A 22,913-nucleotide genomic window follows, 5' to 3' on the forward strand; every position below is an offset into this window, starting at 1 on the left:
TTAACGAGCCAAATCGTTATAGGTCCAATGCAGCAGGGCATCCAGAGCAGGTCGTGCAGCATAGGCATTGTCATGATTGATGAAGCCAACGACAGCGTAGCGCTTGCCTGACTCGGCCAGGACATAGCCAGCCACGGCACTGACATCACGCAATGAACCTGTCTTGATATGTGCTTGACCGGCAACGCTGTCGTTATTCAGCCTTTTTTTCATGGTGCCATCGTAGCCAATCAAGGGTAGTGAACTCATGAACTCGGGCATGACCGGACTTTGGTAAGCCTGCTTGAGAATGCGAGCCATATTGGCGGCTGAGATCCGCTCAATGCGAGATAAGCCCGAACCATTTTCCAGCACAATATCATTGGGATTTAAATTTACTTTGCCCAGCCAGGTCTTGATAAAACGTACCGATTGATCATAACGAGCTGGACGTAGATTACTTGGGTCGGCAGCAGCCTGCAGGCTACTATCGTTGGATTCAAACGCATTCATTTCGACTGCGGGTTGCGGCATGTCCTTGAGCTTGTCCTGATAACGGCCCAGTGTCAAAAACACATGTTTGGCCATTACATTATTACTGTATTTGTTCACGTCACGAACCACTTCAGCCAATGCTGGCGAAACCCATTCAGTCACCATACGGGCTTCTGGTGGTGTTTTGCCTTCACGCGATGCGCCGGTTATTTTGCCGCCAAGTTCAAACCATAAGGCACGAATGGTTCGTGCCGTAAAGTCATTGGGATACAGATAGCTGGCATTGACAAAAAGCGACTTGTCTTCACAGCGATCAGAAAAAGTACCGGCAAATTGTGCCATTGAGGTTGTCGTGAAGTCGGCCTTGATGGTGGAGCGCCAATCATTGCAATCACCCGAAGTTAGCTTGACACCATTGACCACGACCCAGTCGCTCTGGCGTGGCTCGGCATTGATGAGCACCTTGCCATCAACCTGGTTAGGTACAAAGTTAAAAGTGATGGCGTTGTAGTTGATCAGCAGGGCATCGGGCTGAGCGTTATAGGCGCGCATCGGGTCGCCGTCAAACTGTACGGCATCGGTAGTCTTGCCAAGATCAAACGCACTGCGATCCAGGATCAATGAGCCACGAATATCCCGCACGCCTTTGGCCTGCAGTTGACGCAGCATCATCCAGACATTTTCGGTGACCAGTTTGGGATCACCACTGCCCTTGATATAAAGATTGCCTTCCAGTACGCCATTGTGGATTGGCCCATCGACATACAGACCGGTCTTCCAGGTAAAGGTGGGACCAAGAATATCGAGTGCCGCAAAGGTGGTCACCAGCTTGACTGTCGATGCTGGATTCATCGGCTTATAGGCATTAAAGACCAGCCGTGCCGCATCGGTACCATTACGTGCTGATTTGCTTGAGTCCACTTCAGTCACGTAAAACGCGGCATTGCCAAAAGGCACTTTGGCACGATCCAATTCAGTAGCAACCCGTTCCGGGAGCATGCCTTGAATTTGTGATGGCTCCGGTTGCGCCTGAGCTATGCTGGATAGCAGCAAGCCAAAGAGCATACCAGCCAGGGGAGCACGAGATGGTTTGTGTTGAGCGTGAGCAAGCATAAAAACGCAGTAGGCTATTCAGTTTTTGAGTATGACTGATTTTAGCCTATGCCATTCGTGAGTTTGCGTGGCTTTTATGTGCCTCTTTGTCAAATTAAAGCAAGCACATTAAACGCAGATCAATTCAGATAAAACTATTGTGGGCTGGGTTTGTTTTTAAAGGCGGCAAATGTGGTTGTACGAGCAAATTTGGCTTCGTACATCACTTGATCGGCCTTGCGTATCAAGGCTTGAGCAGTCACGCCATCACGGGGATAAACGGCGACTCCCACGGCCAGACCAACCCGTAATTCACGATCAGTCAGCTTGATTGGGCGTGACATCAGATCAAGAATTTTTTCATTGATGATTTCAATATCATCCTTGCCGGTCAAATTGTCTGCCAGCAGGACAAATTCATCACCACCCAGACGTGCCACCAGATCGGAGTTGCGCATGGCCTGTTTGAAGCGAGCTGAAAATTCACGTAAAACGATGTCGCCTTCAATATGACCATAGGTGTCGTTGATCTGCTTAAAACCGTTAAGGTCAATCAAAAACACGGCCAGACGACGATCTTCACGAATGGCTCGTGACAACGATTTGGTCAGTGTTTCCATGAACAGGGCACGATTGGCCAGACCGGTCAACGAGTCATGCAATGCTGCATAACGCAGTCTTTCCTGAGCATCCTTGCGGGCGCAATACTGGCCAATCTGAGCACTGATGGAACGGCCGACTTGCATGATGAATTCATCAGGAGCCTGTGCGTGATTGGAAAAGAATTCCAGCACGCTGACAGTCTGGTGCCCGCTATCGTGCGGTGTCTTGATTGGGAAGGCCATGGCTGAATGAATCCCGGCCTTCTCGGCCAGTTCATGCAATTTGAAGTCGGCAAAGTGATGCACGTCCTTGATCCAGACCGCTTCCTGGGTGATCCAGGCGCGGGAGATCAAGCCAGATTCCATTGCACCAAAGTTGCTTGGCAAATCGGAAAAAATGGGGTTGGTCGAAGAATACAGGCTCAGCTTGCCGGGGCGACACCAGCTTTCTTCCAGAATGTACTGACGTGACATCAGGTCAATTGACCAGCGGGCACCACAAGTCCAGCCCAGTTCTTCGCACACCGCCTGAATCACGTGTGGCGTGGCTTCGGCCAGTGAGTTGGTCGTATCAAGAATGCGTGTGACACGATCCTTGATATGCAGCATCAACTGGTTTTTATGGGATGCGGTGACATCACGCCCGATGCCGCGATAACCTTCAAACTGCCCACTTTTTGAAAACACCGGCACGCCAGCAATACTTTCATACCATAGCTCGCCCGATGGGCCAAGGCGACCAACGACCAGCTCGGGAAAGGGAGAGCGGCTTTCGAGATGCTGGCGATGCATATTCCAGCGTTCGCCAGGAACACCAATATGGGTGATTTCCCATTGGGTGGCGCCGATCAGGTTTTCAGACTGGCCGCGCACACCGGAGTCAAAACTTTCGGAAAGATGAATGTAGCGATGACTATTGTCGGTTTCCCAAAGCCAGCCATTAGTGAGCGCCATGACGTTTTGGATCTGGTCGTTGTAGGCGTGTACCTTGTGTAACGCACGGCGCGAATATAAAACCATGCCAACCAAGAGAACCAGTGCGATGCCAAGGGCGATTTGAATCATTGAATTCATGCGGAAACCGAGGTCAAATTTGAAAAATTGTTAAATATTTTCGTACATTGATAATGCTAATCCGAAATTACGCAGTCGCAGCAAAAGGGGCTCATAAATTACAATTTTTACCAAAATCATAGTATAACAACTTGTTGCCGTTTGCTGAGAGCAGGCAAGTCACTGATTTGTTTCCGATTTTTTGTAAAATGACTGAATTGGATGATTGCAGGAATGGCTTTTATCAAGTAAACTGGCAGGCTATTCGCAAAATTTTGTGGATCAGCTCGTCTGGTTAGCCAATTTGCGATGTGTTTAATTCATTTAATTAATGAGGTTCCCAATGTACGCGGTCATAAAAACCGGCGGCAAACAATATAAAGTTGCTGCAGGCGAAAAGTTAAAAATAGAACAGATACCAGCAGACATTGGCCAAGAAATCACACTCGACCAGGTTTTAGCGGTCGGTGAGGGCAGCGACATTAAAGTCGGTGCCCCACTGGTGAGTGGTGCTTCGGTCAAGGCTGTGGTTCTTTCCCAAGGTCGTCACGACAAAGTGAAAATTTTCAAGATGCGCCGTCGCAAGCACTATCAAAAGCGTATGGGTCATCGTCAAAACTACACTGAACTGCAAATCCAGGCAATTAACGCCTAAGCAGTTGGTCATCAAGGTTAAGGAGCTTATAGCATGGCACATAAGAAGGGCGGCGGCACTACGCGTAACGGTCGTGACTCGGAATCGAAACGCTTGGGCGTGAAGGTTTACGGCGGTCAGGCCATTTTGGCTGGCGGTATCATTATTCGTCAACGCGGTACACGCGTTCACGCTGGTGAAAACGTTGGTCAGGGTAAGGATCACACTTTGTACGCACTGAAAGACGGCAAAGTTGAATTCGGTACCAAGGGTCCAATGAAAAAACACGTGGTATCTGTAGTCGCAGCGTAATTTCTGCCACTAGCCACAACAAGGCCCTGCCAATTCGCAGGGCTTTTTTTGTTTATAGACTTCACTGCCAGACTGCTCAAGTCGCACCGCAGTTTCTGATCCGATTGGTCGTCGTATTGGCATTTGCTTGAGCGATGCATAATAGGTCGGACTGATTCTGTAATTTTGGCAAGGGCCGCATCTCGGCGGTAAAACAAACATCATGAAATTCATAGACGAAGCCCGAATCGAGGTGATTGCCGGTAATGGCGGCAATGGCGTGATCTCCTTTCGGCGCGAAAAATTTGTACCATTCGGTGGGCCTGATGGCGGCGATGGTGGGCGTGGCGGTACGGTGTATGCCGTGGCTGATCGCAACATCAACACCCTGGTCGATTTTCGCTTTTCCAAGCAGCATATGGCCAAAAATGGCGAACGGGGGCGCGGTGCCGATTGTTATGGCAAAAGCGCTGACGACGTAACGCTGCGTATGCCAGTAGGCACGCTGATTACCGATTCCGATTCAGGCGAGTTGATTGCCGATCTGACCGAGCATGGTCAGGTGGCGTTGCTGGCACAGGGCGGTAATGGCGGCTGGGGCAATATTCACTTCAAGTCCAGTACCAATCGTGCACCCCGTCAGCAAACTGACGGCCAGCCTGGCGAGCGCCGTAACTTGCGCCTGGAGCTCAAGGTATTGGCCGATGTAGGCTTGCTGGGTATGCCCAATGCGGGCAAGTCGACTTTCATTGCCTCGGTGTCCAACGCCCGTCCCAAGATTGCCGATTATCCATTTACCACCTTGCATCCCAATCTGGGCGTGGTGCGGATTGCGCACGAAAAAAGTTTTGTGATCGCCGATATTCCTGGTCTGATTGAAGGTGCTGCCGAAGGCGCTGGTTTGGGTCATCAATTTTTGCGGCATTTGCAGCGCACGCGCTTGTTGCTGCACATCGTTGACTTTGCCCCGTTTGATACCAACACCGATCCGGTCAAGGAGGCCAAGGCGATTGTGGAAGAGCTGCGCAAGTACGATGAGTCGCTCTACGATAAACCGCGCTGGCTGGTGCTCAACAAGGTCGACGTGGTGCCCGAAACCGAGCGTGACAAGCTGGTCAAGGATTTCGTCAAAAAATTCAAATGGAAAGGGCCGGTCTTCACCATTTCGGCGCTGTCCGGATTGGGTTGCCCGGAGCTGACCTATGCCATTTATGATTTTGTGGCCGAGCAAAGCCGCGCTGAACAGCCGCCTGAAGCACCCGATATTCGTCTGGATCCGCGTTTTGTGAATGCGGGCGACAACCCTGAAAGTGCTGCTGATAAGGTATAATTAAGGGAGTATGAATTAATTTAGGTTGCTTAAGTGCTGATATATTGGCTCTTAAAAATTACACCTATAGAGTATATTGATTGGTCAAATTGACTTCCGGCTTATGCGATCGATTATTGAAACAGCACAACGTATCGTCATCAAGGTAGGTTCCAGCCTCGTTACCAACGACGGTAAAGGTCTGGATCACCAAGCCATTGCGCGTTGGGCGGCACAGATTGCCGCGCTCAAAACTCTGGGCAAGGAAGTCGTGCTGGTCAGCTCGGGCGCGATTGCCGAAGGCATGCAACGGCTCGGCTGGAGCAAGCGTCCGCATGAAGTCAATGAACTGCAAGCCGCAGCGGCAGTGGGGCAAATGGGGCTGGTGCAAGTCTACGAATCCAGCTTCAGCCAGCATGGTCTGCATACTGCCCAAATTTTGCTGACCCACGCCGACCTTGCCGATCGCGAGCGTTACCTCAACGCCCGTTCCACCTTGCTGACACTGCTGCGTCATAACGTAGTGCCCATCATCAATGAAAACGACACCGTCGTGACCGATGAAATCCGCTTTGGCGACAACGACACGCTGGGTGCTCTGGTCACCAACCTGATCGAAGGCGACGCTCTCATCATCCTCACCGACCAGCCCGGCCTGTTCACCGCCGATCCGCGTAAAGACCCCAGCGCCACGCTCGTGCAAGAAGCTGTGGCCGGCACGCCCGAACTCGAAGCGATGGCCGGTGGCGCTGGCAGCAGCGTTGGCACCGGTGGCATGTTCACCAAAATCATCGCCGCCAAACGCGCTGCCAAAAGTGGCGCGGCAACTGTCATTGCTTCGGGTCGCGAGTCCGATGTCCTGGTGCGGCTCGCCAAAGGCGAAGTCATCGGCACCCAGCTCATCGCACAAACCGCCACACTCACCGCTCGCAAACAATGGATGGCCGATCACCTGCAACTGCGTGGCCGCGTTGTCATCGATGCCGGTGCCGTACAAAAACTGCGCGATGAAGGCAAGAGCCTATTGCCGATTGGCGTGGTAGAAGTGATTGGCGAATTTGAACGCGGCGAAGTCATCGCCTGCGTCGCCCCCGACGGCAAAGAAATCGCCCGTGGCATGACCAACTACAACAGCAGCGATACCCGTCGCATCGCTCGCAAACCCTCTGCCGACATTGAAAGCCTGCTCGGCTACATCTTTGAAATTGAATTGATCCATCGGGATAATTTGGTCGTGGTGTAATTGGCTTGTTGAGCTAGTCTCATTGTTTTGGCTTTACATTGATGAGAGATTATTGCCAGAGTACCTTACTTGACTAATCTTGAGGGCACTCCTGAAATGTGCCATTCATCAGGCAACTTTGAATTTATAGATACTAATGCTAGAGAAAGCATGGAGTCACTTTTGAAGTAACACTACACCTTGTCGCCTTGTTATAAAGCATTACCAGCAATAGTGAAGGAAAGAAAATGATTGCTTACGTAAAGTATTTCAGAATCTTATCTGCCATGCCGACCATCTTAGCTATATTGACGGGCTTGGTCGTTGTCAACAGGGAAGTCAAGGCACAAGGTATTGAGCCCGTTATACAGAATTCACCATCTACGAAGGAAAAAACAGCAACATTGCCCAGCACTCAACTTCACAATGTGACAGACATGTCTTATCAATCACGCCAAACCTTTAAAGGACGCGTATTTGCTAAGGACAATAATATTTGGGCTTATACCAAAGCATTTGCTGACTTGTTTGGTATGCCTGAACAATATATCGATGCTGTGGAAGGTATTGAAGCAGTGGCATTTCGTTTTGAAGACGCGGGCTTTGAGGAGTGTGGATTTGCAGGTGTCGAGAGCCAATGCTTAAGGCAGGAATATTGTATTTTGGACTTGTACTTTGATGAGGGCAAGACCCCATTGCCTTGGGCATCGGACAAACAGTCTGAATGGCTTGCTGAGCATAACTCAATACGATGGTTGAAATTCGATGGTCGGAATCCGGCATTCCAGGGAGAAAAACCTATTGGGATGAAACTTAATAAGGTAATTAGTGCCGCCATTAGGGCCTTTGCTGACCCGGTAAGTAAACAGCAGGCGATCTTCACCACCAATGAGAACGACAACGATGGATCAGCTGATGACAGCATCACCGGGCCTGCGGCAGTGCTTGGTTACAGTCGACACTTCTTTCAAAATCTGACATTAGTCAGCACACATATTGGCTGCACCGTTTATCGCAAGAAAATCAATATGAGATTGGATGCGCGTGAAGGCGTTGCAGATAAACCCATTGCCCAGTTCAATCGACTCATATTACCAGAGGGTTTTGTCTCACGAATTAAAGTTGTACAAAAAATTCGATATGACAAAAGAGCGACTTTTTATAAAAAAATCTTGCCATCACCTTACGGTACGAAGGATGTTACCTCAGATCAACCTATAGAAATTAAAAATTAATAAACAACATAATCAGGGGAGCATGCATTATGGCTATTTTGTCCGGATAGACATTTTGCTGGGCATATTTAGTGATCTATTTTTTTAGGAACAAGATATGGCATTTATTAACGAATTAATTTCCGAAGAAGACAAGGTAAAGATCGATTGGTCACAATTTAAAGCATCGCCATATTTCAATATATTTGAGTCCAATTATTGGACTGTTGATCATGCACGCAATATTTTTCTTGTTCGTCTGAGTGCGCGTGGAAGAGAAAATGAGCACTCTGAGGTTTACGCCATGTACTTGGCTGGAAAAATTATTCGATTTGAAGCTGACATGATTAGTGGTAAGGGAAATCCTCATACTGGGGTGGAAGTTTCATGGAAATTATTTAATGTGGTTTACATTCCCAGTCTTATCAAGATTGAGGACAAAAGTGTTTTGGATCTAATTGAAGCGGCAATGACTAGTTATGGCCATAATTACAGACTATCCCCAGTTAGGTCTGTTTGCATTACTTTTTCTTGATTAAAAAGTCGGCTTGAAATTACTTATGGATTTAAATAATTAATCCGAGATATCAATGTTTAACATTGAAAATGTATGTATTGATAGATGAAAAAATATTGATGAATGCATATTGCTTGATGAGTCTGATGAGCCATTTTTGGGAGTTGGAATGTGACTTTTATTAACGAATTAATTTCCGAAGAAGACAGGGCAAAGATCGATTGGTCACAATTTAAAGCTTGGCCTTTTAGTCAGTTCAAAGATCCCTGGAAATGGACGATTGATAAATAAAAGAAAATCTTTTTGGTCACGCTGGAAGGAAGGGACTTTGACTCAGAGAGACCGGAAACATATGCACTCTATTGGTATAACCATTTCATCAAAATTGAAGCTATCGTAAAAGGTGAGGGGTGTGGAAAATTCTGGGAAGTTATTTTCTGGCAGATATTGACATTAGATATTCCTGAAAAGGTGGTGGCGCGACGTGATGAAATCATTAAAGATTTAAAAGAAGTAATTGGTGCACATGGAAAATTCTATGATCGTTCACACATTGAAACCGTTCATATTTTTTTCTGATCAGAAAAAATGTTCATGAATAGGTTCTTTGAGTATGTTGCTGTTCTGCTAATCAAGGAAAAAATGATTTGTATTAAAAAGTTGCAACAATGGTCGGCAAGCTTACTGATCTTGATTCTGTGTTGCACGGGTTGCCAGGGGTTGCTTGGCGTGAAACGGTCACAGCTTGGCCTGAGCGTGGTCAACTTGAGCAACGAAAGAATTAGCCAGGTTGAGATTTTGTATGGAGATCAAAAAATCAGTTTTTGCAGGATTTCATGTGTACCGACAAGAGATAACGATGGTGGATCGGTGTGGTCCGCCTATATGCCAATAGAAGAGAAAATGACAATCAGCTGGCTGGATGCAAATAAAGATCGGCATGAACTGACTATTCCCATCAGGGAGCGTGTCGTGGACATCAATCGACTTAGAAGACTCAATATTGTGTTCCATGATGGACAGGTTGTTGTTGAACAATATCTATCCAATAAGAATAAGAATATATTTTTCTACGAAGAACTACCACTCTATCCATGATGAGTAGTCTGATTAATAAATTTTCAAATCACTTCTCTGATCGGCCATCATCCATTTTGATGAAGCAACATATCCAGCTTTATCGAATTTCTTAATTTTTTCATTTACCAATCATTCACCCTTGTCAGACAACGCTGACACAAGAAGGCGCTTTTAGCTGAGGTGGTCGCACATTGCTGCGGCGCGATACTCGGTACTGTCATACAACGGCTTCATACTTGCTTAAGACCTGCTGGCTGGGCAAGATGAGTGCATTAGCGTTGGCTTAACTTGAAGACAGGAAGCTGTGATGGATATTGATTTGGTCAGAAAGACGGCGTTTGCCATGCCTTTGACTAGCCCGGCCTTTCCGATGGGGCCGTATCGTTTTGTCAATCGTGAATATTTCATCATCAGTTATCGCACCGATCCGGCACGATTGCGTGCGGTGGTGCCCGAACCGCTGCAGGTGGTGGATGATTTGGTGCATTACGAGTTTATCCGCATGCCCGATTCCACTGGTTTTGGTGATTACACTGAAAGCGGGCAGGTGATTTCCGTCAGTTTTGATGGGCAGCGCGGCAGTTATACCCACGCCATGTACCTGAATGATCATCCGCCCACTGCGGGTGGCCGTGAGTTATGGGGCTTTCCTAAAAAACTGGCGAATCCTTCATTGGCGGTGCATGTGGATACCCTGGTGGGCACGCTTGATTACGGGCCGGTACGTGTGGCCACCGGCACCATGGGCTACAAGCACAAGACGCTGGATTGTGGTGAGCAGCAACGTCGGCTCAGTCAAACACCCAATTTTTTATTGAAGATTATTCCGCATGTGGATGGCTCGCCGCGCATTTGCGAGATCGTGCGCTATTACCTGAGCGATGTCACCGTCAAGGGGGCCTGGACTGGTCCGGCGGCGCTGGATTTGTTTCCGCATGCTTTGGCAACGGTGTCGCGTTTGCCGATGCTGGAAGTGGTCGAGGCAAAACATATTCTGGCAGACCTGACGCTGGATCTGGGTGAGGTGGTTTTTGATTATTTGAAGTGAACAAGGAGTCATCATGAAACTGCAAGGTAAAGTCGCATTGGTAACCGGTTCGGCCAGTGGTATTGGCAAGTCGATCGCAGCAACGCTGGCCGCTGAAGGCGCAGCGATTGTGATTGCTGATTTAAAAAAGGAGGCTGCCGATGCGGTGGCCGCTGAAATCGTTGCCAAGGGGGGCAGGGCCATTGGTGTGGCGATGGATGTGACCAGTGAAGAGGCCGTCAATGCAGGCTTTAACGAGGCCGTGGCGGCGTTGGGGCCGATTGATATTCTGGTATCCAATGCGGGCATTCAGATTGTCAATCCAATCAACGAGTATGCGTTTTCAGACTGGAAAAAAATGTTGGCGATTCATCTGGATGGCGCATTTCTGACGACCAAGGCGGCGCTGCAATCCATGTATGAAGGCGATCGGGGTGGCGTGGTGATCTATACCGGCTCGGTCCATTCACACGAAGCCTCGCCCTTGAAGGCGCCTTATGTGACGGCCAAGCATGGCCTGATTGGCTTGTCCAAGGTGCTGGCCAAGGAAGGTGCTAAACACAATGTGCGTTCGCACGTGGTGTGTCCGGGCTTTGTGCGCACGCCGCTGGTGGATAAGCAGATTCCTGAACAGGCCAAGGAGCTGGGCATCAGCGAAGAAGAGGTGGTTAAAAAAGTCATGCTGGGTGAAACTGTGGATGGCCAGTTCACCACGGTGGATGACGTGGCGCAGATGGTGCTCTTTCTGGCTGCCTTTCCAACTGCCGCATTGACGGGGCAGTCGTTTGTGGTGAGCCATGGCTGGTTTATGCAATAGGTAATGGCTAATGAATGGCTTCACGGGTATGTCATCTAAAACGATCAGGATTGTGACCGGAAAGTGGATGATGCAAAATAAGACATGATCTGATCGTTTTGGCTGAATTATCTGCTGAGGTATTGGCAGAGTGAAAGGAATAATCATGGCAACCAGTGCTGTCAAAAAGCCCGCAAGTAAATCTGCCAACCAATCCGCCGACCGATCTGTTGAGCCGCCAATGTTGGCTGCCAGGTCCAATGGCAAGCTTGACTTAAGTCAGTACGAAACCATCGCGCTGGTCTTGCAGGGTGGCGGCGCGCTCGGTTCGTATCAGGCCGGTGTGTACGAGGCGCTGGAAGAAGCTGGCATCCTGCCCAACTGGGTGTCGGGTATTTCGATTGGTGCACTCAACACCGCCATCATTGCCGGTAATCCACCGGGCAAGCGTGTCGAACAGCTCAAGGCTTTTTGGGAGACCATCTGCAAGCCCGCATTTTTGCCCGCCTCGATGACGGCGGCCATGAGCTGGATGGAGCAGGCGACCGCCGAGATGCGCAAGCTATTCAATGCCTGGGAGGCCAGCCGCGCCATGCTGGAAGGGCAGCGCGGATTTTTTACGCCGCGTGTGCCTTCGCCATTGTCGGGTATGGTGACGGGCGTACAGCATGCCAGTTTTTATGACACCAGCATACTCAAGTCCACGCTGGAACAGTTTGCCGATTTTGATCGCATCAACGATCCACGCTTGATGCGTGTTTCGGTGGGTGCGGTTGATGTTGAAAACGGCAACTTTGATTACTTCAATAACAGCGATCCCAAAGATCCGCTCCTACCCGAACACTTCATGGCCTCCGGTGCTTTGCCACCCGGTTTTCCGGCAGTGGCTATCTGGCGACCCAAAGCGCAGCAGATGCGCTATTACTGGGATGGTGGCCTGATGTCCAACACGCCGTTGTATGATGTGCTGACCCATGTGCCACGCCGCGACACGCTGGCATTTCAGGTGGATTTATGGAGTGCCAGGGGGCACTTGCCCGACAATTTGTATGACGTGGCCGAGCGGCAAAAAGACATTCAGTTTTCCAGCCGCACACGCATGATCACCGACTATATGAAAGAAGTGCAAACCCAGCGACGCATGCTGCATGAGTTGCTGCAAATCATTCCGGCAGCCACACGCAGTCACAACGAGTTGTGCAAAAAGGCGGCCGAGATGGCCTGTCTCAAGCGCTTTAACGTGATCCACCTGATTTATCAGGACAAGGAATACGAAGGCCACTTCAAGGATTATGAGTTTGGTCCGCTCACCATGCGTGAACATTGGCTAAGTGGTTTGGCCGATGTAGAGCGTACATTGCTGCACCCAGAATGGTTTTCCTTGCCATCCGAAGACCGACCTTTCATGACGCACGACATTCATCGTCAACGAGGTGCCAGTTAAGCTACTTTAATGGAGTATATGTAATTATTGGCTTGTATAGTGCTTATTTATTTGCCTTTAAAAAATACCTATAAGGAGTATATTTTTTGGCAAATGCTGTCACGTCAGTATTGTCACTACCGGATAAATGGTCATCTGAGTCGGCTGCCATTAATACCTGCAGTGCTGTGTGCAGTGGTTCAACGCGCTTCCACATGAAAAAACCCGCCAGCGGCGGGTTCAATCAAATCCATCATTTGCCAAGTGACAATATATTTACTCGACATTCACGCAGGCCAAAGCTGCTCGGAATTTGGCGCAGTCTAACTTTTTTTGTCTGCTGACTGGTCGAGGTCCGACTGATGCTGAGATTCAGCAATCTGCTGCCGTTCCAGCCGCTCCTGCGTTTTGCTGATGAAGCGTGACAGCTCACTCAAGGCCAGTTGATACACCTCGCGCTTGAATTCAATTACGGTTTCAAGCGGCACCCAATAGTCGTGCCAACGCCAGGCGTCAAATTCGGGGTGATCCGAGGCGCGCAGCGATACATCGCAATCGCGGCCAATCATGCGCAGCAAATACCAGATTTGCTTTTGCCCACGATAACTGCCGCGCACTTCGCGCCTGATGAAATGATCCGGTACCTCGTAGCGCAACCAGTCTCTTGTGCGGCCAATGATCTTGACATGCTCAGGGCGCAGTCCCACTTCTTCGTGCAGTTCGCGGTACATGGCCTGTTCCGGCGTCTCGCCGTACTTGATGCCGCCCTGTGGAAACTGCCAGGAATGCTCGCGCACCCGCTTGCCCCAGAACACTTCGTTCTTGCCGTTCAATAAAATGATGCCTACGTTGGGACGAAAACCTTCTTTATCCAACATGGCTGATCCTGCAATCCTTTAAAATTGTAATCATTATAATCATCGGGCTGTGAGTTGACACGGCTTATTACAACTGGCGAGTCAGCACAAACCCTGTCCATTGGATGTCTGCAACGCGATTTTGTTGCCAATCTTTTTTTGAATTTCCATTACATAAAAACTGCCATGAAAGCCTCACAATTTTTTATTTCCACCCTCAAAGAAGCGCCTGCTGATGCCGAGATCGTCAGCCATAAACTGATGATGCGCGCTGGCATGATCAAAAAGCTCGGTGCCGGCATCTACACCTATATGCCGATGGGCCTGCGGGTGATTCGCAAGGTGGAAAACATCATCCGTGAGGAGATGAATCAGGCCGGTGCGGTAGAGCTGCTCATGCCCTTGGTGCAGCCCGCCGAACTGTGGCAGGAGACCGGCCGCTGGGACAAAATGGGCGACGAATTGATGCGCGTGAAAGATCGCCATGATCGCGACTTTGCCATTCAGCCAACCTCCGAAGAAGTGGTCACTGACATCGCCCGTAGCGAGATCAAAAGTTACCGCCAATTGCCGGTCAATTTCTATCACATCCAAACCAAGTTTCGTGATGAACGCCGCCCCCGTTTTGGTGTGATGCGTGGTCGCGAATTCACCATGAAAGATGCCTACTCGTTTGACCGTGATACGGATGGTCTGAAAAAAAGCTATCAGCTCATGTTTGATGCCTACACCAACATCTTTAACCGTTTTGGTCTGCAGTTCCGTGCGGTGGCAGCCGACAACGGCGCGATTGGCGGTTCTGGCTCGCATGAGTTTCATGTAATTGCCGACACCGGCGAAGATGCGATTGTTTACTGCCCAACTTCGGACTACGCCGCCAATATGGAAGCGGCCGAGGCACTGCCATTGTTGGCTGAGCGGGCGGCTGCGCAAGAGGAGATGAATCAGGTGGCCACCCTCGGCCAAACCAAATGCGAGGATGTGGCCAGCTTTCTTAAGCTGCCAATTGAGCGCACGGTCAAGTCAGTGGTATTGGCAACCGATGGTGAAGCAGACGTGCAAGGCTGGTTGTTGCTGGTGCGGGGTGATCATGAGTTAAACGAAGTCAAAGCCGCCAAGGTGGCGGGTCTGGCCGAGTTCAGAATGGCGACTGAGGCCGAAATCAATCAATGGTTTGGCTGTGAGCCAGGTTATCTGGGTGCGGTAAAAATGGCACAGCCAATCAAGGTGATTGCCGATCGTACTGTTGCCAATATGAGTGATTTTGTCTGTGGCGCCAACGCAGCCGGTTTCCATCTGACCGGTGTGAACTGGGGGCGTGACTTGCCAGAGCCGGATGCAATTGCCGATCTGCGCAATGTCGTCAAAGGCGATGCTTCGCCCGATGGCAAAGGCGTGCTCGATATTTGCCGTGGTATTGAAGTCGGCCACGTATTCCAGTTGGGCACCCGTTACTCGCAAGACATGAAGGCGACGTTTCTCGATGAAAACGGTAAGCCACAACTGATGCAAATGGGTTGCTACGGGATTGGTGTCACACGGATTTTGGGTGCGGCCATCGAACAAAATTTTGATGAGCGCGGCATCATCTGGCCAACCGCCATTGCGCCATTTGCGGTGGTCTTGTGCCCCATGGGTTACGACCGTTCTGCACAGGTCAAGGAAGTGGCCGACCAATTACTGGCCGACTTGAAAGCGCAGGGCATTGATGCGATTCTGGATGATCGTGGTGAGCGTCCAGGTGTCATGTTTGCCGATTGGGAACTGATTGGTGTACCGCATCGGGTGGTCATTGGTGAGCGTGGTCTGAAAGAAGGCAACCTCGAATACCAGGGACGACGCGACAGCGCAGCCACTGCCGTGGCACAAAGCGAGATTGTCAGCTTTATAAAGGGCCAGCTTTGATTGATTGTTTGGCGCTGCAAAACCGCATGAAGGGCGTGATTCAGGCAGCATTCAAAATGTGGGCAGGTGTTGGCAAGCAGCAGCGTACCTGGCTGCTGACGAGTGCGTTGGCCAGTGCTTTGACATTCATCAGCTTGCCAGCACTGGCTGGTGCGCAAAAAGAGGAGCAACTGGCCGATAGCATCAGAACGGCGATGGCCAATGCCATTGCCGATGCGCGCCCGCCACGGCCGCATTTCGACAAAATTGAGGATCGCATTATCTATCTGAACTGGCTGGGTGAGATGAGTACCCGCTTAAAAGCCCGTCATCCCAACGACCAAGCCCGCGTGGAATTCTTGGAGACCATCTATTACGAGGCTTCGCGAGCGGGGCTGGAGCCTTCGCTGGTGCTGGGGCTGATTGAGGTCGAAAGTAATTTTCGCAAGTACGCCATCAGCATCGTCGGTGCCCGTGGCCTGATGCAGGTCATGCCATTCTGGTCACGCCAGATTGGCGATGGTGATGCCGGCAAGCTGTTTCATATGCAGAACAATCTGCGTTATGGCTGCACCATCCTGCGTCATTATCTGGATATTGAAAAAGGTGATTTGTATCTGGCCCTGGGCCGCTATAACGGGAGCCGTGGCAAACCTGAGTATCCCAATGCTGTGCAACGCAGCTGGGTGCACTGGAAGTGAGTGAACAGGTAACGTGTCACGTTACCTGATGGGCATATGGATCAGCAAATTGGCTGTCCGGTGAACAGCCAGTGACCATGCCATTCCTTTTCGCTGATTTATTTCAGGGGGATTCCCAGACAAGTTACTCATTGAGTTGCTTGTCTAGTAACGATGTCCGTGACAAATATTTAAATTTTCAATTTAAAAAATGCTTTTTCAAAGATCTGATGAAGAATTGAGCAGATTGCTCGCTTCATGAAGGTGTTGTTAAGTATGGTCTGCCAGATAGAGAAAATGAGCCTGTGCAGGCCTTTCAAGTTATCGCTAGCATTAAAGTTTCTTCAGTAAGTAGCGGGTAAAACCCATCTTCGGCCATAGTTTGAGCCACATCAAATACCTGACTGTGACACGTTGAGGCATATCAACCTGCCAAGCCAGGCATCGCCTTAAAGTTAAGCCAGCAATTAAACAGAATCAGATGAGCAATAGATTTCTGGTTTTGCGTTGCAATAGCAGGACGATTTTATTTGAACAACGGGTAGCACAGCAGCTTGTTTTTGGAAAATCAGGTGTAAGTCACTGGTTAGTTGGTTTTCAGTTTTGCATGATTGAGTAGCCAGTTTGAATTTATTGGAATTTTCAATATGGATTGAAAATCATGATTCCGTTTGGAAATCCTTGTGTTTAAAGGCTTTCAAGTGATTCTGGTGAATTTTCCATTGATCTGATGGTTGTGGCGTAAAAGTTGCGCATTGATGACTCGCAGTAATGGAGGAGTGAATGTGGGTAAATTGTTGCGACGCGTTAAGTGGGTCTTGAGTGAATCATTAAGCGGGCCAACAATTTACTTAAAAATCAATAATTCAATGACGCGAGGAACCTGTAAATGAATCAAATACTTTCCAAGAGCAAGCAACGCGAGGACATTAGCAAGTCACGTCATATTCAGCATGGCGGGGTGACGGACTTGATGATGAGATTTATGAAAATAGTCCCTTCAATGGGCAGACCATCTTTACATACTAAAAAGGAAAGTAGCATGAAAAAGTCCAGCCTGGCTCTCTTATCGGCTTTGACATTGGGTTCCATCATGGCCGCCCCTGTTATGGCACAATCTGCCGGTGACATTTTGGTTCGTGGCCGTATCGAACGACTCAAAATGGACGACAAGTCTGACGCCTTTGGTGCCGTACCTGCTGATGCCGTGACCCTGAACAGCAAAACGATTCCTGAAATCGATTTCACCTACTTTTTTACGCCCAACTTTGCGGCCGAACTGGTTTTGACAATTCCACAATCACAGGATGTCCGATTGTCCGGCACCAAGATTGGTTCGTTGAAACACTTGCCACCTTCATTGCTGGCGCAGTACCACTTCACGACTGGCACACCGTTCCGTCCTTATATGGGTGCGGGTCTGAACTACACCCGTATCTGGGGTGTGGATCTGCCAACTGGCCTGTCTTTGGATAACAGCAGCCTGGGTCTGGTGGTTGGTGCCGGTTTTGATTATCAGATCGCACCAAAATGGTATTTGAACGTGGACGTTAAAAAAATCAGCCTATCCAGCGATTTGAAATCGGGCGGTAGCAAAATCAGTACGGTAAAGCTTGATCCATGGCTCTTCGGTGTGGGTGTTGGCTACATGTTCTGAGCATGATGGCATGGGTGCTGGTGGCGGCACCAACAAAAGGCACCAACAAAAAAGCGGAACTTCGGTTCCGCTTTTTTTATGCTTTTTATATTGTTATCACCTTGATTACTTGGCAGGTGCTTCAGCAGCAGGTGCTGCTGCATCTTTTTTGGCATGATGGTGGTGATGCTTATGTTTTTTGACATGCTTGGCTGCGGCTTCGGCAGGAGCAGCGGTTTCAGCAGGTGCATCAGCTGCAAAAGCAGCAGTAGCAAACATGGCAGCAATCAGAGCGGCGATCAATTTGGTCATGATAATTTCCTCAATAGAATAAAAAATGCTGTGGTTCAAGCCACTTCAAGTTTTTAGCATGTTCTATCCCGAAAGGGTTTGTTTACATGGTGAACAGACACTCGTGATTGATCTGCAGCAAATGGGATGATTGGGTGAGGATCATTGTCATGACTTTGACATGGCGTTGCGACAAGTTGTTTGGGTGTTGTTAAAAATCAGGCATAACCCGTAGCGTTACAGTCTTTTCTTGTGAGAACATCGCTTTTGCGGTATAAATAGCGAACTTGAATCCATTTTGTGTTACGCGACATCGTGATCAAAACCATCTCTTCTTACTTTTTTGGCTTCTTTTTTAGCTACCACGCAAATACGGCGGAGGAAGAGGGTTAGATTCAACCTGAATACCACAAAAAACCGCCAGCAAAAAACTGGCGGTTTTTTTTTGACCACAGGCAGACCTTAGGCAGCTGTATTAATAGTCGTATTGACAGCTGCATTTGCAACCGGATTTGTAACCATAACCAATTACTTGTTTAACCAATTGGCAAGACCATTTATACCAAGGAGCAATCATGACACTGAGTACCGATGATGTGAGGATCAAAGAATTAAAAGAACTGGTTCCTCCGTCCCATCTGCTGCGCGAGTTTCCCGTTACTGAAGTGGCGTCCCAGACAACGTTTAACAGCCGTGCGGCATTGCATCGGATATTGCATGGCATGGATGATCGCCTGATGGTCATCATTGGCCCTTGTTCTGTTCATGATCCCAAGGCTGCGCTGGAATATGCGGGCCGTCTGATAAAAGAGCGCACCCGTTTTGCGGGCGAGCTGGAAATCGTGATGCGTGTTTATTTTGAAAAACCCCGCACTACGGTGGGTTGGAAAGGTCTGATCAACGACCCTTATATGGATGGTAGCTTCCGCATCAATGATGGTCTGCGCATGGCGCGCCAGTTGTTGCTGGAAATCAACAGCATGGGTCTGCCAGCCGGTACCGAGTTCCTCGATACCATCAGCCCGCAATATGTGGCCGATCTCGTGTCCTGGGGCGCAATCGGTGCCCGTACGACTGAATCTCAGGTGCATCGTGAGCTGGCTTCCGGCTTGTCTTGTCCAGTCGGTTTTAAAAATGGCACCGATGGCAATGTGAAGATTGCCATTGATGCGATCAAGGCTGCGTCCCAGCCGCATCACTTTCTGTCAGTGACCAAGGCGGGACATTCTGCGATTGTGTCGACTTCTGGCAATGAAGACTGCCACGTGATCTTGCGCGGTGGCAAGGCACCCAATTATGATGCGGCCAGTGTAGATGCTGCTTGCAAGGATATTTCTGCAGCCGGTTTGGCCGCCCGTCTGATGATTGATACCAGCCACGCCAATAGCAGCAAAAAACCCGAAAACCAGGTGCCAGTGGCTGCCAATATCGCCGAGCAAATTGCCGGTGGTGATGAGCGTATTGTGGGGCTGATGGTAGAAAGCCATCTGGTGGCCGGTCGTCAAGATCTGGTGCCAGGCAAACCGCTGGTCTATGGCCAGAGCGTGACCGATGGTTGTATCAATTGGGAAGACTCGCTCAAGGTACTTGAAGGCTTGGCCAGTGCTGTCTTGGCACGCCGTCAAAAGCGTGTTGCCGAGTAATTATTGGCGCGCTTGAGCGCGCCTTCCTTTGCTTTAATGATGGTGTTGCTTTGAGTACTTTAAAGGTAGTATCCATTAAAAAAGCCCCTTATAAGTGCGATTTATAAGGGGCTTTTTTTATACCCTTAGAGGGTATATTTTTAGCGAGCTAACTTAGTTCAACAGATAGCAGGCTTTACTCTTGTACCAGATGGGGTCCAGTCCAAAGGCGGTGGCATTGCAGTCGGCGCCATTGCTGAAGCTGCGTTCAACAAAGTGACTGTCTGCGCCAAAACGCAGGGTTCGCGTGCCGGTGAAGGTGCAGCGACCACCTTCGACAGCGCATTGGCTGCTGGTTTTTTCTGCTTGCCAATTACTCCAGGTGACACCATCGGTCGTGCTCACCACATTGACAGCCGTGCTACTGCAACTGGTGGCAGCGTAGCTGATACCTTGTGGGCGTACATGGATGGGTGTGGCAGCGGCGTTGCTGACGCAACCGCTCAGAGATTGCCAGCTACTCCAGCCGGTGCGCCAATCCCAGGTTTTTTTCCAGAGCGCGTTATCGGTGCCACGTACCAGCACATCAAACAACCAGTCACCGGTAAAGCGCCAGGTTGAAGTCGGTGCGCCAGTGGCATTAAAGCCCAGGTCTTCCCATTCAAAGGTCTGTCCGCCATCAGCCGAATATCCAAACTGTACGGCGCGGTTGCTGCAACTGATGTATTGCACCAGGGCTTCGTTGTAGGAGGTGCTCAGACCAGGTTTTTCGGCACTACAGGCAGCGATGGTTTTGGCTTCAATAAATTTGCCAGCACGATAGCGCTGCAATACCACGCTATTGTCGGAACAGGCTTGACCAACGCTGATCAGATCGCCATTACTGAGCGGAGCGATGACTTCATTGCCATTGATACAAGGTTGCACGGGGGTAGCATCCACCTTGGCACAGTGCAGGGCAAACTGATTCACACTAGTGCCTGCTTTGCCTGCAACACCGATCGCGGCAGTACCGGTTGGGCAGCTGGTCAATCCATTATTGGTGTCCCCGGTGCCACCTACGGCACCCAGCAGGGTTTTGTCGGCGTTGACTTGTCCATAGGCTTTCAGGCTCGAGCACTGCAAGTCGAGTGCGGTCAGGCCCGTGCCGCTACGTGATACAAAACCGCTGACGGCGCTATCACCCGGACACTCTTTGTAAAACACGCTGCCGCCTTCACCGCCTGCCTTGCCACCCATATAAGGGTCAGTCAGACGATGGCCAGTGAGTTTGTCGACGCGGGCACATAAAGGTGAAACCTGATCGATCACACCACTGAAGCGGCCAACCACACCGACCATGACTTCATCGGTATAGCAGGGCATGACAAAGTCGGTGCCAGTGCTGCCACCCACCGCGGTGGTGGCGTTGTATTGATGCCAGCGCTGATCCAGCCTGGGGTTGGCGGCGATATTGATTTTAATGATCTTGGCAACTGACGGCACATTTTGCGCATCCAGTGCAAACAACATGTAATAGCCGGGCGGGAAGGTGGCGGCATTGGCTGGCAGTTGCACCTTGAGCGTATTGCCAGTGGTGCTAAAACTTGGCTCGATAAATAACTGATCAAAGTTGAAAGAGTGCGTCACCGAGCCGGTCTTGACCATGGTCACGCGTTGAATCGCGCTGGTGTGAGTAAACTGCACATCAATCGCATCACCCGGATTGGCGACCGTGGGCACACTGGTCAACACCGGCCGTGCAGCCCATTGTGCGTTGGCGTTAAACAAATACGAAGGGTAATAAATTTCGGCATTGGTATTGGTTTGTGGACCAGGCGCGCCGCCACCGGCAATCAGTACGGAGGCATCGGGTAACAGCAAGGCGGTGGAGTGATACAGCCGTGCCTTGATAGCTGCAGCACCGATGGTCCAGTTACCGGTGGTCGGGTCCCAGATCTCGGCCTTGGTATTTAAGCCGGTCAGCGTATTGGCCACTTCACTGCCGCCTGTAGATAACACTTTGCCATTGGGCAACATGGTCATGGTCAGCCATTGCCGTTGAGTGGATAAATCGCCTACCTGAATCACGTTCGGGGTAGTACCGTTAAAGTCTACCACTACGGTGCCTTTGGAGTTGCCGCCACCCTGAATGATGCGTCCGGGTGCAAACATTGCGGCACTGGCGGTGGTACCGGCAAAGCCGCTGGCCAGATTGGTCAGCGTGGTGACACTGCCGTTACCAGCGGTGTTGATGTAGTACATCTTGCCATTGGAGTCGATACCAAAGACGCGACCATCGCTGGACAAAAAGTTATGCGGATACCAGTAGCTGAGCGCGCTGGTGCCAGCCGTACTCAGGAGCTGGGTGACGCCATTGCTTTTGCGTAGCTCGGGGAAATCTGTGCCGCCGCTGCCACCCTGGATGTAAATATTGCCGTCGGTCAGGGCGATGGAGGATGAATACCAGCGTGGTCGTTGCAGGTTGGCGCCACTTTGCAGATTATTGGTATTGGCAAAAAAGATCGTCGTGTTGTTATTGGGCTGGTTGAGCGTTGGCCGTGTTGGCAACGGATCGGGCGAGGTGTTGGGGTTGATGTCACCCCCTGCAATAAACAGATCACCGGTGCTAGGAATCAGCACTTGCGAACTGCAAAAGATATCGGTGCCAGTGCTGTTGGGTAATACGGTATGGCCGGTATTGATATCACCGGCGCTGGCATCCCAAATATCATAATTAAATTTTGCAGTTTGCTGACCTTCCTTGGTGGTGCCATAGGTCATCACGCGACCATCGGGCAAGAGCGCGGTGTGAATCGCAATCAAAGGCCAGGCACCGACATCGGTCCACATGCCATTGACTGGCGCGTCGGCAGTCGGTGCGAGCGAGGTAGACAGCGCACCCTGTTTTTTGACCATGAAGCTCTGACCGTTTACCGCATTTTCGGTGCTGTATGAAGGGCCTTGCGCAACGCTTTTGCTATCCGAGCTGTTACTACCAGTCAGATCATTGCCGCCGCCGCAACCCGCCAATATCAGCGCCAGAATGCTGGCACTACCCAGCCGATATGAATGTTGGCGTTGATAACGTAAAAACGCGCGCGCAGCCGCAACGGGCCGTCGTGCCTGGCACGAAGCTGGAATGGAAAACATGAACACCCCCAAAGAAATTTGATGCTATTTTTTGGAAGGCTTCGGCAAACTCTGTGCCAGAATATTAAATTTAATAA

Annotated in this window: 20 protein-coding genes and 1 pseudogene; 15 read left to right on the forward strand and 6 right to left on the reverse strand. The window is 50.0% G+C overall.

The window, feature by feature from the left end; translation table 11 throughout:
• The gene (dacB, locus tag ACMYR3_RS02280; protein ID WP_424194127.1) at positions 1–1,587 is read right to left on the reverse strand and encodes a D-alanyl-D-alanine carboxypeptidase/D-alanyl-D-alanine endopeptidase; all 1,587 of its coding nucleotides are present in this window, start codon (positions 1,585–1,587) and stop codon (positions 1–3) included.
• 134 nt (positions 1,588–1,721) lie between these two features.
• Positions 1,722–3,242, reverse strand: a complete 1,521-nt coding sequence (locus tag ACMYR3_RS02285) for a diguanylate cyclase domain-containing protein (RefSeq protein WP_424194129.1) — start codon at positions 3,240–3,242, stop codon at positions 1,722–1,724.
• Positions 3,243–3,564: 322 nt separating this feature from the next.
• Between ACMYR3_RS02285 and rplU the strand changes: the two genes are divergently transcribed.
• From rplU to ACMYR3_RS02340, 11 genes are all read left to right on the forward strand, one after another.
• Positions 3,565–3,876, forward strand: coding sequence for a 50S ribosomal protein L21 (rplU, locus tag ACMYR3_RS02290; protein WP_424194131.1), 312 nt, complete (start codon positions 3,565–3,567; stop codon positions 3,874–3,876).
• A gap of 33 nt (positions 3,877–3,909) precedes the next feature.
• Complete coding sequence (rpmA, locus tag ACMYR3_RS02295) at positions 3,910–4,167, forward strand: 50S ribosomal protein L27 (RefSeq protein ID WP_424194132.1); 258 nt, start codon at positions 3,910–3,912, stop codon at positions 4,165–4,167.
• A 202-nt stretch (positions 4,168–4,369) separates the two neighbouring features.
• On the forward strand, positions 4,370–5,476 hold the full coding sequence (gene cgtA, locus ACMYR3_RS02300; RefSeq protein WP_424194133.1) for an Obg family GTPase CgtA: 1,107 nt from the start codon (positions 4,370–4,372) through the stop codon (positions 5,474–5,476).
• 103 nt (positions 5,477–5,579) lie between these two features.
• Positions 5,580–6,698, forward strand: a complete 1,119-nt coding sequence (gene proB, locus ACMYR3_RS02305; protein WP_424194135.1) for a glutamate 5-kinase — start codon at positions 5,580–5,582, stop codon at positions 6,696–6,698.
• Between the two features lie 227 nt (positions 6,699–6,925).
• Entirely contained in the window at positions 6,926–7,912 is a 987-nt protein-coding gene (locus ACMYR3_RS02310; protein WP_424194137.1) for a hypothetical protein, read from the forward strand.
• A gap of 97 nt (positions 7,913–8,009) precedes the next feature.
• A complete protein-coding gene (locus ACMYR3_RS02315) occupies positions 8,010–8,426 on the forward strand; it encodes a hypothetical protein (RefSeq protein ID WP_424194139.1) in 417 nt (138 codons plus the stop codon).
• A 285-nt stretch (positions 8,427–8,711) separates the two neighbouring features.
• On the forward strand, positions 8,712–8,987 hold the full coding sequence (locus ACMYR3_RS02320) for a hypothetical protein (protein ID WP_424194141.1): 276 nt from the start codon (positions 8,712–8,714) through the stop codon (positions 8,985–8,987).
• 15 nt (positions 8,988–9,002) lie between these two features.
• The gene (locus ACMYR3_RS02325) at positions 9,003–9,506 is read left to right on the forward strand and encodes a hypothetical protein (protein ID WP_424194142.1); all 504 of its coding nucleotides are present in this window, start codon (positions 9,003–9,005) and stop codon (positions 9,504–9,506) included.
• Positions 9,507–9,795: 289 nt separating this feature from the next.
• The gene (locus tag ACMYR3_RS02330; RefSeq protein WP_424194144.1) at positions 9,796–10,536 is read left to right on the forward strand and encodes an acetoacetate decarboxylase; all 741 of its coding nucleotides are present in this window, start codon (positions 9,796–9,798) and stop codon (positions 10,534–10,536) included.
• 13 nt (positions 10,537–10,549) lie between these two features.
• The gene (locus tag ACMYR3_RS02335) at positions 10,550–11,332 is read left to right on the forward strand and encodes a 3-hydroxybutyrate dehydrogenase (RefSeq protein ID WP_424194146.1); all 783 of its coding nucleotides are present in this window, start codon (positions 10,550–10,552) and stop codon (positions 11,330–11,332) included.
• A gap of 145 nt (positions 11,333–11,477) precedes the next feature.
• On the forward strand, positions 11,478–12,755 hold the full coding sequence (locus ACMYR3_RS02340; RefSeq protein ID WP_424194148.1) for a DUF3734 domain-containing protein: 1,278 nt from the start codon (positions 11,478–11,480) through the stop codon (positions 12,753–12,755).
• A gap of 43 nt (positions 12,756–12,798) precedes the next feature.
• Here ACMYR3_RS02340 and ACMYR3_RS02345 read toward each other — a convergent pair whose 3' ends face one another.
• Both ACMYR3_RS02345 and ACMYR3_RS02350 read right to left on the reverse strand, forming a co-directional pair.
• Positions 12,799–12,978, reverse strand: a complete 180-nt coding sequence (locus ACMYR3_RS02345) for a hypothetical protein (protein WP_424194150.1) — start codon at positions 12,976–12,978, stop codon at positions 12,799–12,801.
• A gap of 142 nt (positions 12,979–13,120) precedes the next feature.
• Positions 13,121–13,612 (reverse strand): annotated as a pseudogene (locus ACMYR3_RS02350) (RNA pyrophosphohydrolase); the annotation flags it as partial.
• 165 nt (positions 13,613–13,777) lie between these two features.
• On the opposite strand from ACMYR3_RS02350, the gene ACMYR3_RS02355 reads away from it, so the two are divergent.
• The 3 genes from ACMYR3_RS02355 (at position 13,778) to ACMYR3_RS02365 (ending at position 17,812) form a co-directional block, all read left to right on the forward strand.
• Positions 13,778–15,496 (forward strand): proline--tRNA ligase, encoded by a 1,719-nt coding sequence (locus tag ACMYR3_RS02355; RefSeq protein WP_424194152.1) that lies wholly within the window; start codon positions 13,778–13,780, stop codon positions 15,494–15,496.
• 56 nt (positions 15,497–15,552) lie between these two features.
• A complete protein-coding gene (locus tag ACMYR3_RS02360) occupies positions 15,553–16,176 on the forward strand; it encodes a lytic transglycosylase domain-containing protein (protein ID WP_424196315.1) in 624 nt (207 codons plus the stop codon).
• A gap of 1,021 nt (positions 16,177–17,197) precedes the next feature.
• Positions 17,198–17,812 (forward strand): OmpW/AlkL family protein, encoded by a 615-nt coding sequence (locus ACMYR3_RS02365; RefSeq protein ID WP_424194154.1) that lies wholly within the window; start codon positions 17,198–17,200, stop codon positions 17,810–17,812.
• A gap of 105 nt (positions 17,813–17,917) precedes the next feature.
• On the opposite strand, the gene ACMYR3_RS02370 is transcribed toward ACMYR3_RS02365, so the two are convergent.
• Positions 17,918–18,103 (reverse strand): hypothetical protein, encoded by a 186-nt coding sequence (locus ACMYR3_RS02370; protein WP_424194156.1) that lies wholly within the window; start codon positions 18,101–18,103, stop codon positions 17,918–17,920.
• Positions 18,104–18,657: 554 nt separating this feature from the next.
• Between ACMYR3_RS02370 and aroG the strand changes: the two genes are divergently transcribed.
• Positions 18,658–19,725: a 3-deoxy-7-phosphoheptulonate synthase AroG gene (aroG, locus tag ACMYR3_RS02375; RefSeq protein WP_424194157.1), complete on the forward strand. Its 1,068-nt coding sequence runs from the start codon at positions 18,658–18,660 to the stop codon at positions 19,723–19,725.
• Positions 19,726–19,878: 153 nt separating this feature from the next.
• Here aroG and ACMYR3_RS02380 read toward each other — a convergent pair whose 3' ends face one another.
• Entirely contained in the window at positions 19,879–22,836 is a 2,958-nt protein-coding gene (locus ACMYR3_RS02380; RefSeq protein WP_424194159.1) for a galactose oxidase-like domain-containing protein, read from the reverse strand.
• Between the last annotated feature and the right edge of the window lie 77 nt (positions 22,837–22,913).

The sequence above is a fragment of the Ampullimonas aquatilis genome (genome assembly GCF_049675895.1).
Taxonomy (GTDB): Bacteria; Pseudomonadota; Gammaproteobacteria; order Burkholderiales; family Burkholderiaceae_D; genus Ampullimonas; species Ampullimonas aquatilis.

Bases quoted from the DNA above. Each gene is read 5' to 3' on its own strand.
- dacB (WP_424194127.1), bottom strand. From the start codon at position 1,587: ATGCTTGCTCACGCTCAACACAAACCATCTCGTGCTCCCCTGGCTGGT.
- ACMYR3_RS02285 (WP_424194129.1), bottom strand. From the start codon at position 3,242: ATGAATTCAATGATTCAAATCGCCCTTGGCATCGCACTGGTTCTCTTG.
- rplU (WP_424194131.1), top strand. From the start codon at position 3,565: ATGTACGCGGTCATAAAAACCGGCGGCAAACAATATAAAGTTGCTGCA.
- rpmA (WP_424194132.1), top strand. From the start codon at position 3,910: ATGGCACATAAGAAGGGCGGCGGCACTACGCGTAACGGTCGTGACTCG.
- cgtA (WP_424194133.1), top strand. From the start codon at position 4,370: ATGAAATTCATAGACGAAGCCCGAATCGAGGTGATTGCCGGTAATGGC.
- proB (WP_424194135.1), top strand. From the start codon at position 5,580: ATGCGATCGATTATTGAAACAGCACAACGTATCGTCATCAAGGTAGGT.
- ACMYR3_RS02310 (WP_424194137.1), top strand. From the start codon at position 6,926: ATGATTGCTTACGTAAAGTATTTCAGAATCTTATCTGCCATGCCGACC.
- ACMYR3_RS02315 (WP_424194139.1), top strand. From the start codon at position 8,010: ATGGCATTTATTAACGAATTAATTTCCGAAGAAGACAAGGTAAAGATC.
- ACMYR3_RS02325 (WP_424194142.1), top strand. From the start codon at position 9,003: ATGAATAGGTTCTTTGAGTATGTTGCTGTTCTGCTAATCAAGGAAAAA.
- ACMYR3_RS02330 (WP_424194144.1), top strand. From the start codon at position 9,796: ATGGATATTGATTTGGTCAGAAAGACGGCGTTTGCCATGCCTTTGACT.
- ACMYR3_RS02335 (WP_424194146.1), top strand. From the start codon at position 10,550: ATGAAACTGCAAGGTAAAGTCGCATTGGTAACCGGTTCGGCCAGTGGT.
- ACMYR3_RS02340 (WP_424194148.1), top strand. From the start codon at position 11,478: ATGGCAACCAGTGCTGTCAAAAAGCCCGCAAGTAAATCTGCCAACCAA.
- ACMYR3_RS02355 (WP_424194152.1), top strand. From the start codon at position 13,778: ATGAAAGCCTCACAATTTTTTATTTCCACCCTCAAAGAAGCGCCTGCT.
- ACMYR3_RS02360 (WP_424196315.1), top strand. From the start codon at position 15,553: ATGTGGGCAGGTGTTGGCAAGCAGCAGCGTACCTGGCTGCTGACGAGT.
- ACMYR3_RS02365 (WP_424194154.1), top strand. From the start codon at position 17,198: ATGAAAAAGTCCAGCCTGGCTCTCTTATCGGCTTTGACATTGGGTTCC.
- ACMYR3_RS02370 (WP_424194156.1), bottom strand. From the start codon at position 18,103: ATGACCAAATTGATCGCCGCTCTGATTGCTGCCATGTTTGCTACTGCT.
- aroG (WP_424194157.1), top strand. From the start codon at position 18,658: ATGACACTGAGTACCGATGATGTGAGGATCAAAGAATTAAAAGAACTG.
- ACMYR3_RS02380 (WP_424194159.1), bottom strand. From the start codon at position 22,836: ATGTTTTCCATTCCAGCTTCGTGCCAGGCACGACGGCCCGTTGCGGCT.